The organism is Cytobacillus sp. EB106-05-05-XG126, from assembly GCF_058791715.1.
The window spans coordinates 33137-45544 of record NZ_JBYTDU010000021.1 but is presented as its reverse complement, the minus strand read 5'-3'; the positions used below and the strand labels follow the sequence as shown (position 1 = coordinate 45544).

General features: G+C 34.1%; 11 protein-coding genes. 2 read left to right on the top strand and 9 right to left on the bottom strand.

What is annotated here, in order from left to right:
- Positions 1-76 precede the first annotated feature (76 nt).
- Positions 77-385, bottom strand: coding sequence for a hypothetical protein (locus AC3WTL_RS23705; RefSeq protein ID WP_034297908.1), 309 nt, complete (start codon positions 383-385; stop codon positions 77-79).
- Positions 386-866: 481 nt separating this feature from the next.
- Positions 867-1979 carry a hypothetical protein gene (locus AC3WTL_RS23700; protein WP_009336172.1) on the bottom strand — a complete coding sequence of 371 codons (1113 nt, stop codon included), beginning with the start codon at positions 1977-1979 and terminating at the stop codon, positions 867-869.
- Positions 1980-2852: 873 nt separating this feature from the next.
- On the opposite strand from AC3WTL_RS23700, the gene AC3WTL_RS23695 reads away from it, so the two are divergent.
- Entirely contained in the window at positions 2853-4574 is a 1722-nt protein-coding gene (locus AC3WTL_RS23695) for a helix-turn-helix domain-containing protein (protein WP_009336170.1), read from the top strand.
- Positions 4575-4577: 3 nt separating this feature from the next.
- Positions 4578-4841 (top strand): hypothetical protein, encoded by a 264-nt coding sequence (locus AC3WTL_RS23690; protein WP_034297906.1) that lies wholly within the window; start codon positions 4578-4580, stop codon positions 4839-4841.
- An 89-nt stretch (positions 4842-4930) separates the two neighbouring features.
- Here AC3WTL_RS23690 and AC3WTL_RS23685 read toward each other — a convergent pair whose 3' ends face one another.
- The 7 genes from AC3WTL_RS23685 to AC3WTL_RS23655 all read right to left on the bottom strand — a co-directional run bounded on the left by AC3WTL_RS23685 (position 4931) and on the right by AC3WTL_RS23655 (position 12142).
- On the bottom strand, positions 4931-5869 hold the full coding sequence (locus AC3WTL_RS23685; RefSeq protein WP_009336166.1) for a DNA/RNA non-specific endonuclease: 939 nt from the start codon (positions 5867-5869) through the stop codon (positions 4931-4933).
- Positions 5870-6915: 1046 nt separating this feature from the next.
- The gene (locus tag AC3WTL_RS23680) at positions 6916-8889 is read right to left on the bottom strand and encodes an adenine nucleotide alpha hydrolase family protein (protein WP_492370144.1); all 1974 of its coding nucleotides are present in this window, start codon (positions 8887-8889) and stop codon (positions 6916-6918) included.
- 357 nt (positions 8890-9246) lie between these two features.
- Positions 9247-9888, bottom strand: coding sequence for a hypothetical protein (locus AC3WTL_RS23675; RefSeq protein WP_492370143.1), 642 nt, complete (start codon positions 9886-9888; stop codon positions 9247-9249).
- 285 nt (positions 9889-10173) lie between these two features.
- Positions 10174-10554, bottom strand: a complete 381-nt coding sequence (locus AC3WTL_RS23670; RefSeq protein WP_492370142.1) for a hypothetical protein — start codon at positions 10552-10554, stop codon at positions 10174-10176.
- A 17-nt stretch (positions 10555-10571) separates the two neighbouring features.
- Complete coding sequence (locus AC3WTL_RS23665; protein WP_341003632.1) at positions 10572-10991, bottom strand: hypothetical protein; 420 nt, start codon at positions 10989-10991, stop codon at positions 10572-10574.
- Complete coding sequence (locus tag AC3WTL_RS23660) at positions 10991-11521, bottom strand: hypothetical protein (protein WP_492370141.1); 531 nt, start codon at positions 11519-11521, stop codon at positions 10991-10993. The genes AC3WTL_RS23665 and AC3WTL_RS23660 overlap by 1 nt, the downstream gene beginning before the upstream one ends.
- 294 nt (positions 11522-11815) lie before the next feature.
- Entirely contained in the window at positions 11816-12142 is a 327-nt protein-coding gene (locus AC3WTL_RS23655; RefSeq protein ID WP_492370140.1) for a hypothetical protein, read from the bottom strand.
- Positions 12143-12408 lie beyond the last annotated feature (266 nt).

Sequence of the window (12408 nt, the reverse complement as noted above, 5' to 3'; positions counted from 1 at the left end):
AAATGAACCGCCGTATACCGAACGGTACGTACGGTGGTGTGAGAGGTCGGGGGTTAGTCACCCCCTCCTACTCGATTTAATATACATCCATAATATTGTTGGTATACTGATCACTCGAACAATGTTTTTCTTTTAATTTTTGTATGGCAGCTTGGACTAAATCTAAGTCACTCAAACCATTGGGTTCATTAGAAGTAGTCAAAATATGCGCTACCCTTCTATAATTAATTCCAGTTTCATACCCCATTAAAAAATATATAGCTCTTCTGAACTTCCCATCTTGGTTCCAATCTACATCACCGTATACGACTCTGTAATATGCACCTGGACTATGTTGAGGTGCAGGTATATCAATATAATCTATAGGATCCTTATGAATAGTCATGATATCCTCCTTTATTTAATAGGTTAATTATACCAATTGTTATTTAGAGATTACTATCTTTAAAATTCAGATATTTTGATGATAAAAGCTCATATTTGATAAAAGAAACATATATATAATAAGAAAGACAAAAATATTAAGGATACATATTAAATAACCTCTTTAAGAGTTTATCCTCTTTCCCCTTCTCCCCCAAGGATTTATTAAGTCTCCAAAGACAAAATCATTCAAATAACTAAGAACTTAACAATTGTGAATTAAATAGATTAACAATTCAACAAATTGCTAAATCAATTGTATACATATACACAGGATATTTATAAAATTAATAAGTATTCCACAGGTAAATATTCGATATAAAGTTTGAAATAAAAAAAGAGGTTCCATAATAGATACCTCTTTTTTTGGCAGATTTTATGAATCAAGAAGATTATTGAAACACGAAAAGCCTTGTAGCAATTATAATTTTTTACAAGGCTCTCTAGATATCAAATTTTGCAAATTCCGGTATTTCCCCAGTCAATTGATATTGTTCAACTTTAGCATCGTGAAGTAATTCATATGGGATCTTCTTTAGTAAAGTTAATAAATCTTTTCGGAACGCTTTCCTGAAAAAGGCTCCCAGGGAATGAATTCTAAACGTTGATTTAAGTACACTTTGTTCAGTTATGTAGGAACCAATACTATCTATACAGCTAAGAAAGTATCGCTTAATCGACTTTTCAAGATTGAAGGATTCATTATTATTAATATATTTTATCTTATCATATACCTCCTGCTTAAAAGAAAGCATGATGTCAAGCTGGTCCCGGGGCTTGTATTTTATCTTATGGCCATCGAGAAAATATATTAATTCATGGGAAAGCATTGCGATGAGATGATCAACTTTAAATTCATCGCTGCTTTGTTCTTTAACACAATCCTCTTTTAATGTAATCCATACCTTTTTAACCCAAATCTGATTGCCACGGAACTGTAAGCCCTCAAATTTAATATCAAATAAGGGTTCCAGCAAAGCTAAAATTTCTCTAACCTTTTTCGCAGTTTTATTTAATTGCTTCTTTAAAGTTGACATGTTACGAGATTGTTTAAGCATTTTCAAGTCAATGTCTTCTCTTTTAGACATAGCAGTACGGAACTGGTTAAATAAAGACAGCATTAACTCAATTGCTTCGGGGTTTGCTGTCCTAACCAATTCTGCGAGTATATTTGTTTCAAAAAGAGAATGAGGAATTAGAAGGTAATTTAGCTTACCTTCTTCCACTCCCGGGTTATTGCATTTTTCAATATCTTTTAACACTAAGACAGAGATTCCATTTTGAATCTCCTCTTTAACAAAGTGATATTTCTCTAAATATAATTTCCCTGAATACAAAGAAGAATAAGGAATCTGGAGTTTTTTGGCCCAGTAAGAAAGGTTGAACTCTTTGAGAATACCTCTTTGGTTTTTCTCCATGTCCAGCTGCTTGAGCATAGTTAGGTAGACAACATAAGCGGATGCTGGGGGCCGTTCAAACGTCTGGTCTCTCAACATATGAAATTCTTTTAGTATAGATTGGTGCATTCTGAAACCATCAATCTTCACTCTTTTCATGCTCAAGCTCCTCCTTTCTAATTTATGTTTTTATTCTCAGAAAGCTAAATAAAGACCAGGTACTAGAGATCTTTTTTCCTGAATGCATATTGTTCTAAAGACATGAAAAAATAGCTTTTCTAAAGACATTTCTATTAATCTCTTATTGTTGAAATAAGTATAACTCAATCGAAATTTGGAAAATGTTCCTCTCTAGAGAAAATGCACCACAAATAAAAGTGGATTAAACATTGGTATAATAAGCTTTTGGAAAAAGTTATTATTTTTTTCTTATACGATTACCGCTAGATTATGCACCAATAGATATAAAATGCACCATTTAAAATAAATGAAGATTTATTAATAAACCATTGATAATTGTAGATTTATCTATAATGTAAAGGATTATATTTATACGGGTTCCGCTATAATATCTTTGAATTGGTGCATTTTAAGTTATGCAGCAGTCGCAGTAATTGATTTTCAGTATTTGAACTTTCATTTGGATTTTTTTAAATTAATTACCAACTTTCTTTTAAAATCAAGGTTTTTAATCCATACAGGTTCCGCTAGATGCCCATCAAATGGTGCATTTTTAGTGGTGCGTTTTATTTTTATTTCTATACGGGTTCCGCTATAAATTCAAATAGCCGGCTGTTAACCCCTACAACCTCCGCAGAGAAAAAGAGATATAATATCTATTAAACCCTTGATTTAGAAAGGTTTATATAAGTTAGTTATATCAAAAGTGGTGCATTTCTTTTGATAAGTGGTGCATTTTGATTAGGCATGTCGGGTAAAATGGTGCATTTCTCGATTTTTTAATTTTTATTTGGTGCATTTTGATATTATTAAGAGGACAAATTCACCCCTTTTTCTAAGGAGGTTAGAAAAATGAAATATGAAGACATACCAGAACATTTAATCCTAAATTATGAAGCTCTGAAAATTGTTCTTTTTGAGGAAGTTAAATCACTCTTTATGGATCGCCCTCATGTTTTGTCAAAGTGGAGCAGCTTAGCGTATCAAATGACAAAAGAAGAAATATTAAATCAAAAGCCCACAGATGATATGCGTTCTTTTGGAGTGTTAATCTCCCTTTTTACAGAAGCATTTTTTCACCAGAAACCAATTACTAAGGAAATGATCAAAGATGTTGTCTCCTCATCTGGTGACACGATAAAAGCATTTATAACAGGTCATCTGCACCAGGAGTTTCCTGAAGTCGAAGTGAAATATAGTTTTAACGACAATAAAATTGAAGAAGCGCTAGAGAAGGACTATATCCTTTCCAGCACGAATATGGATTTTCATCTAATGAGAGATATGGTTACGAAGAAGAATGATTTCAAAGAAGGCGAAGCAGGTTATCTAGCGACTGAAATTATAGACAATCGAGGTAACGTTAAAGGGGTTGCTGAGCTGCGGCCCCATGAATTACAAACTGAATTAACGATAGAGCAGCAAGTATGGCTAGAAACCTTGGGTGAAACGCTTAACTCGTTAGATGACTTGACCGCGGATTTATTTGATTTGATATCATATTTATGGCTTACACAGCCAAAGTCGAGTGATGGATACATAGAGTTTCATAGTAATGATGCTTTGCGACTAAGAAATATTAAAAAGAGAAGTTTTGCTGGTAAAGAATTTGATTACCGGGAAGAAGACCGTTTTAACATTATGAGAAGAGTAGCGGCACTCTCAAGTATTTGGGTATCCTTAGGCGATCAGACTATTAAGATTGTAAATACGGAAGGCCTTCAAGATAGCGAGCTGTATAAATTTAAGGATTTCCAGAAGATGTTTGAAATAGGAAAAATACGTATAGCCTATGATAAGAACACAGGAGAAGCTAAAGGAATATATGCTGTCCAGGTGCGCCCTACTTCTATTCTAACTCCTTATCTGGAAGGTCCTAAAAAGACACTTGGTATATTAGATTTAAAGGTCTTTAAATACAGCCATACCAGCCAAAGAGCTCATAAACGGCTGACAAGGTATTTAAACCTCCAATGGAGGATCAGAACGGTTAGGAACACGCTTGGGCAGCCATTTAAGGTAGGAACTCTTTTAAAAGAAATGGACTTCTCCTCCCGTTATACTGGAGTTGCACTGAGGGATAAATTTGAAAACACTTTGGATGATCTCCAGGCTGATGGTGTTATAAAAAAATGGATGTATTTAGATGAATTAGACGAAGAAATGGTAGGAAAACGAAACTGGGTTAAAGAATACTGGAGTAAGTTAAATGTACATATTTTGCCGGCTGATTATATTGTAAAGGAAAACAGAAAGATTCTTTCTTCGCAACCAGTGACTAACAAAAGATTAATTGAAACATCCATAGCGCAAAGTGCAGCAGATATTGAATTAGTACCAAGCGGACATTCCATGGCTATACAAAGTGCAAAAGACTCACAAGAGCCGATTGCTTTAACTCCAGAAAAAATGAAGGAAGCATTGGAGTTTTTAAATATTAGCATCCGGCAAGCAGCTGAGGAAATAGGCATTGCTCACACTACCCTATCGCGCTATATAAAAAGGGAAAATAAAAGACAGAATAAGAAAAACGATGAGAAAATGTTGAATTGGCTGAAGCAAAAGCTTAATTAAACGTTGGAAATTGTTATTGAAACAATATTGAACATTGAAGGTAACAGGGGGTTAAGAAGAGGTACTTTTCATGTCCTTGATTGTGAGTTTAAGAAAAACCCTACTTTTACTGTGGCAGTAACAGCATATGAATGGATACAGTCTCAAATAAGGGAAAGTGGCTTTAGACAAACTGTAATTGAAAAAGTGACATGGAATGAAAATAAGGATATTACAGAAGACGTAAAGCAAATTAGACCAATAATAAAAGATGACTTACCATTTTGAAAAGGCCGAACTCATAGAAGAGTTTGGCCTTGTTCTTCAGTTGGAGAAAATGGTCCTTCTTTCATATATTTTCCACAAAGTTTAGATGCTTACTCTCCAACCATACCATCATTGTCATTATCTCGCATATACGGGTATAACCAATGATCGCTCATTATTGGCATACTGTAACCTGCATCTTTTGCTTCTTGAATAGTTACCTGGCCGTTGCCATTTGTATCGACACTAGAAATATCACCTTTTTTGTTTGAGCTAATTGAATTTGAAGGTTTGCTACCTGTTAAACCAAGCGATTCGTTTACTTTATCAGGGTTGACATTGTCGAATTTATCAACAATCTTATTCCCTTTTAAAGTATAGGTATACTGATAATGTGAAGGAATCTGCGTATCTGTATTAGGATATGTTATTAATGCTTCAAAGTCTGTAGCTCCACCCGCTTTACGGATTGCGTCTTCCATATAAGCTTGGTCACCGTGACGGTTGAGTGTGCTTTCTTGTGGAGTAATATTGTAAGCATTCGATACCCCACCCATAGAATCTGCGATAATGTGTCCTTCGTCCATATCGTCTCTTTCAACACCTGGAACTTTTGCCTCATCAGAGTAGTATCTGCCAGACGATAATACAGGTTCTGTACTGTCATCTTGTAGAATAATTTCATCGGCAATGACACGCACTAGTTGTCCGTGTTCATTTGTAAACGCCCAATATTTACGATCTCCAAAGCCAATATCAACAACTATGTTAGATTGACGATATCCAGATAAATCTCCACCATCAACTTCAATCAATTTGTATCCTGGAAACAGTTCATTATTTTGTTGGGCTGGTGCTTCCTTTTCTACTGGTTCATCAACAATTGTAGTAGTTTCTTCTTTCTCAATTTCCGCTTGATTGATATTTTCAGTTGTATGAACTGTGGTTACTTGCGAATCTGTTTTTTCTTCTGTAACAGATACATCTTCTGTGTTCGTACATCCAACCATAAAGATAACCGCAAAAAGCAAGGTTAAATAGTTTTTCATTCTTGTACCCCTTATAATAACTTTAAACACATTTAAGTGTATTTTATCATAATGTTTATCTCTGAATTATATTTAATTACATACGAAAGGAAATTAAGCAATCGAAGATTTTTATTCTACGACATAAGAAAGAGCTGGTTTATCCGCTCTTTATATTGGAGAAAAGCACCCTATAGTTAAGTGCAATGCTTCACAAACTCAACTTCACACCTTTTTTATGCTCCTCAAGTTTGCTTCCAATCCCATTGGTTTTTTTTCTATCTCATAGTAGCTATAAATATCTGTTCACCTTGTTTATTACATTCTATGATTACAGTAATATCATCACCCTCGTGAACAGCGTTCAATTCTGTATGAATAAGAGAATATGAGTAATTCTTTTCCCCAGACTTATTAAACATCACTCAACACCTGAATTTTAAAAAAACGCTCAGACTTCTGAACGTTTTTATACAATATTTAATTAATGTTTTTTTTCTTCTTTTTATCACCAAAATACTTCCACAAATGATATGTGATCCAAAACAAGAGTACATATAAAATTGAGAACAAAGAGAAAATTGAAGTATGTTCAAGGAAAAAATCTGATGTTGATGCAAAAACAACGAAATATATTAAGATTATTAAGAAAGGCACCAAAAGAATTCAATAACGCTTATCTTTAAAAGTTTTAAAACTAAACAAAGGAATCACCCCTAAAATTTAATTTTAGCATTAGCTAGGGTTTTCTCCCTGTTGTTCAATCGCTATTTTAATACTTTCTATTCCAGGGAAATTGTTATGTGCTTGCTGTACTTCGGTGAGGCAACGAGGACAATAAACCTTTTTAAATGGGAAGAAGCTAGTTTTTTAACGCTTTTAACTATTGTAACATTTTACTAATCTAACTAAAATACCTTATTGAGCAAACCTGCCCCGTTTGTGGAATAAGGATTATTAAACAACTTATTATTTTTTGAATGACTATATTATAAATTAAGCGACATTATTATCTGTGCACAGCAAAAGGTTTTCCCTCAAAAAAAAACGAAGACAAAGTCCTCGTTTTAAAATGTAAATACAAGTTGACCATCTTTTGTAAGGTCAACACTATTATAGTCATACTCTACTTTTTTATTGTTTACAGTTAATTTATTATTTATTTTCTCATTTTGTTCAATGTGATTTTCTTTTTCTATTCTTATCCACTTTTGAAGCAAGGACCATCTTCTTGATAATTTAGCTATTTCCTCATCCGATAGAGTCTTAAGGTTTACAGATTGATTTTTCAAAGACCCTATCCTTTCATCCACGCTTTTAACTACTACTCCAAGAGTATCAATCATTAGGTGATTTAAAGCAGCATTCCTAGCTTCTTCTGTCATTTTCGTAAAGGGCTTGCCATCAATGCCGGTTGTATTATGACCTTCTAGATAAAGCCATTTATAAACATATGACGTAGCTTCCTCTAGGGTTAAAATGTCCTTTTTACAAACCAAGAAAGTAGCTGTGTTATAAACCATCTTAGCATGGCTATAATCAGCATGACTGTAAAAACAAAAAATGCTTTCACCTGTTAAACGTTGGCGTTCCTTATGATATACCGTTAATTCACTAGCGGGCATATTTAATGGGACATCCACAAAGAAAATAGGGTTTTTATTGGTCGTTTCCTTTTCATTTATGGTCCAGTCTCTTTTTAGCACTACTGCCCCATCATAATGGTGGTTTATCGGCTTAAGTTCTTCCAGGGCCACACTATAACCTTCATTGGACCACTCCTGAATAATCAAAAGTACTTCTTCATCGGATATCAGTGTGTAGCCGGCCATTTCCTGAGCATAAAATAACTTTTCGAGCAACATACGGCGCATTTCAAAAGAGAATTTACCAGGTTCATACTCTCCTTTTTCATTTCCTTTTGTAGCTCGCTCATATGCTTTATAATCGTCGATATAACGATTAAACTCATCTTCATGCCACACGGCAGGATTATCTAAGAATCCCTTATTTGAATTCTTTTGAACTCTTTTTTCAATCTCCTTAATTCCTTTTATGGGATCCTTGTATCTACAATCGAACGTTACATCGAAAAGAAATTCTTTCCAATCTGCCAAATAAGTAACGGATTCATCTCCACCATCGATTAATTCCTGTAACATTTTATCTTTTCGGCCACCTAATAGGCAGACCCAGCAACCCGTGCGTGTATTTCCACATGATTTGTTCAATTCTTTTTTGCTGCGGATCACTGGACACTCTTTAATATTGGAGCCCCCATACATTGCTTCCAATTTTTCAACAGGCATTCCCCATGGTAGTTCTTTACTTTTATACCTAAGAAAATTCCAGGTATCATCCGTGCTAATATCTTTCACATCATGGAATACTCTCGCATTGGGTATATAATCATGCTCCCCAAAGAAATCATTTGAGGTATGTCTCTTGATACTGGCCGCCCTTTTAATGCTCTCATCTAAACGAACACCCAGGAGTAGAGTTAATCTATGGTTATACTCGGGTTCTGGTATAATTACTGGCTGTTGCTTTAGAATCTCAGTCATTTTTGAGTTTAGAGGAGCTATTTTTAATCGATCAGTACACCATTGAAAACCTTTACCAGGAGCGGGTGGAATTACTCCCAAACCTATTACGTGCCTGAAATACCGCTGGATGAGACGAGGCTTCACCAAATGGACTTCGATACCAAATTCCGCGCCATTAACAGCTATCATTTCAAGTGATTTATGAAGAAAAGATGTTAACTTGTTTGTTTCAACAGTAGTATCAGATGAAATGACATGTACCTTCTTGTGTCGTTGATCTTGAGTCAATTCAGATAACATTTCCCAAAGAAGTTTTAAAACTAAAGTCGAATCTTTTCCGGAGGAGAATGCAACCACCCAATCAAAAGGGTCATTAAGATATTCATTTTTCATAAGTGTTTTTATGTCTTGGAATTGTTTTAGCTTAGATTCTGGATCAAGTATCCATTCCATAAAGTTATCATCAGATTGTTTTTTTAACACATTAATTGTCATAAACAATCCTCTGCTAAACAGTAAAAGGGGGAAACCCCCTGCTAATACTAGTTTAGCAGAGGATTTTCACCCCCTATAAAATATTTATTATTCTGTTCATGATTCCCATCATTTTAAATACATCTACTTGTCCAATACCTCTTAACATTTATTAATTCTTCTAAGTCACATAGTCTAGAATCCATGGCATTTTGAATATCTTCCGTACAAATACCTGTAGACTCCAAACATTTAAATATATCCTCTTGTATCTGGGTTGGTAGAGTTGCAATAAAAGCTGTTTTATTATAAACCATCCTTTTCCCTCCGTTAGTTTTAAGATTATATGAAGAAAACCTCATAAGAAATAATTTTTACCTATGCACCGACTTTATTGGTCGCTGATATTTGCTTTTTTATGTCCATCATAGTTAGGAACTTTTCTTCATCTTCTAAGGTCATTACGGAAAAATCCAGCCGAATATCCTTAACAGTTTTAAAAGGTTCGATACCTCTTTCAGAAAGCATCCCATTCAAAATATAATGTTCTAATAGCTTAGAGTTTGGCTTACCATATTCAATTAGCAGCCACTCGCCTAAATAATCATAAATTGCAGATATGTCGTATTTAGGTTGGTTTGCTACCCATGAAAGACTGCCATACTTATGAGGAATGGGTTGCTTTATGGATTTTTGCTGGTCCTTTTCTATTAAATGGAGCAATTTTGATTTTAGCACCTCATATTGATGTGCCAATTCCTTCGCTCTCGGTTTCAGCTGTCCTATATGCTGCGCTGCTTCGTTAATGCTCCAATGATCCGGAATTTCGAAATCACTTTTTATCAGTTCTTTGCCTGCTTTATTGAAGTTTGGCTTAACATAGAATGTTTCTGGTAAACGAAAATCTTGAATCATATAAAGATACAATTCATTGGTTTTTATCGCTTTGTTGTCGATTTCAGCTACTTGAAGCAATAAACCAACATCATACAGATATTCATTTAGGCCTATGTAATCCACGTTATAAATCTTTTTTGCAGTAAACCTTCCTACCAGATTCCATTTTTCAAATACATGTCGCTTGGAATCTGAAGATTCTAAAGCTGTTTTAATGGAATTAGTAAGGGTTTTTAACGTCCCCTCAGTTTTTTTTTAACTCCGGGTAGTGTCCATCCTCAATGAACTTTTCCATTAATGTTGCAGCTGGTATTCTACTCATTTCTTTCACTCCATTAGGTTCCCTAATCTAGTATTGGGAACCTGAGAATAAGTTCCCCACTAGAAAGGGAGTATGGAGTTCTAAGATTAAGCCACTAAAACAATGACCTCTGGTTCAAAAATTGACCAAGTTAAGAAATCTTTCTTAGCCTGGTCCCCGTTTGCTGCATATAAGTAAACGGTTTCATGAAGTATACAATAGTAAGAGATCTGATACAGAGATAAAGGTCTCCAGTTTCCCGCTTGTTCTGCATGTTCAATCTCCTGCAGTTGGTTTTTGATCTTTTCATCTCCAATAATGTTTCCATGTTCTATGCGTAGAGATATAGTATTTTCAGGTCCCATAACTACAACTAATGGACAATTTCGTACTGTATGAAGAAAGCTACACAGATTATCCTCGTTCACAATTACATCCTTAGCAAACTTATGGCCGCTTAGTAAAACTCTAAAAATAATTGATTCCATTTTTAATCCCCTCCAGGTTAATTAGTAATTGAAAGTTCAGTTTTAGATTGTAAAAGCTCAGAAGAAACTGAACGAATATCTCTACCATGTTTAGCCTTTAAAATTTGGCGAACATGCATATCATTAACAGCTGATAATACTTCCTTTTTCATGACCCAACCCTCTGTTTTATGAACATAAAAGGAAACCTGGTAAGCATTCCGATGGCACCTAACCCCGTTAAAGAATTCCTGGCTAGGTAATACAGCAGATACTTTATCAAGTTTAAGAAAAATGGGTGGTTTATTATCTCCTTGCTGAACATCAATCCACGCTGGCTCATTTAATATGAGATGATGAATATGAATATTGCCCTGAATTACGACTTCACCATTTCTATAGATCTTTTCAGAAGTAACAATAAACTGCGTTGCATCTTTAGTGTAAAACTCAACCATTATGCGATATCCTCCCTTTGAAACGAAAACAGATTGAAATCATTCGGCTGCAGTTCTTCCCGAATAAGATCAATCTGTTTTATACAATCCGCCAATATTAGTTTTTTATTTTTTCTGCTATGAATTTTAATTGTCACTGAGTCATTTACTAGAACAATGTTAATTCCATCTTTGAAAAATAGCCCTCTTGGATCTATCATATTAAAGGATGGCCTTTTCCGCATTTCTTTCATCCAATTAGCATGGAACATTGAAGGATGTTCAAGAATAAATTCAATCCCTGTTACATATGCACCGAGGCATCCTAAAGATAAGTCAAATAAATACAAACCTCCAGATAAATCACAATTAAATGTAATTCGATATCCTTTTAGCGAAGTTCTAGGCTGGTTTTCAAATGGCTCAATACGAAAAGTTGAACCATCAATAGCCCATTCAAATCCATTTCTCACCTGTTTGAAGTGGATACCCTTTAAAGCTTTTCCTAACTGTTCAGGCTCAATCGGAGCAAAGCATGTTAACTTAAACATAACAATCTCCTCTATTTCGCCAGAAAAAATTAGCCTTTGTTTTAAACATTAACAACACAACCCTTCTATAAAGTTTTTACTTTATAGTTTTAATGATTCTAATGGGCCCCCTCTAAAACACAAAAAAACGCCCTTTAGAATGTTCTAAAATAAACACAAAAATAGTGTTTTCTAGATCATCCCAAAGGACGCATATGTTTTATATAAGGACCTGCTAACCTAAATATGGTTGCAATAAAATGACAAAATCAATAAAAACTATAGTTTGATTTTACCATTTCTCACCATCTTAATTCAAGCTTTTAAAATGTTATGGCAAGCCTCAACAAACTTTTGTTCATCTGCTGCAATTTCTAATAAGTACTCTGCATCTTCTTGCTTAATGTAAACTTGTTGTTCTACCCCTTCCTCGTAAGACAACTTTAACCCTGTTACATTTTGTTGGTTAAATTCATTAATATAAGATGTCATAACTTCAGGAGTAGTAAGAGAAATACCGTTCTTTATTTCCTTTTCCTCTTTTGTTATATAAATAAGTTCAATAAGATTATTATTTTCTTCATTTCTAAAAATAGTTCTCTTTATATAAAACAGTACATTTAAAATGACTTCTTGATTCATTTTTATCATCCCTTTAACTATTGATTTTCTTAGTTTTAATTTACAAGATGAATGAAGTATTAATTGTATTTTTTCACAATAAATTAGAGTACAAATTTAAAAACAGTTCAAATCACTGATACATTTCCTATGATTATCTGATTTTAAACGATCAGTAGGATAAACCTGATGATACTCTACTTTATATTAAGCTGTTTATTCCCCCTATGAATATAAGGTTTCATAAAACTTCAGATACTTTGGTTTAATAAAGTATACTAAAAAAT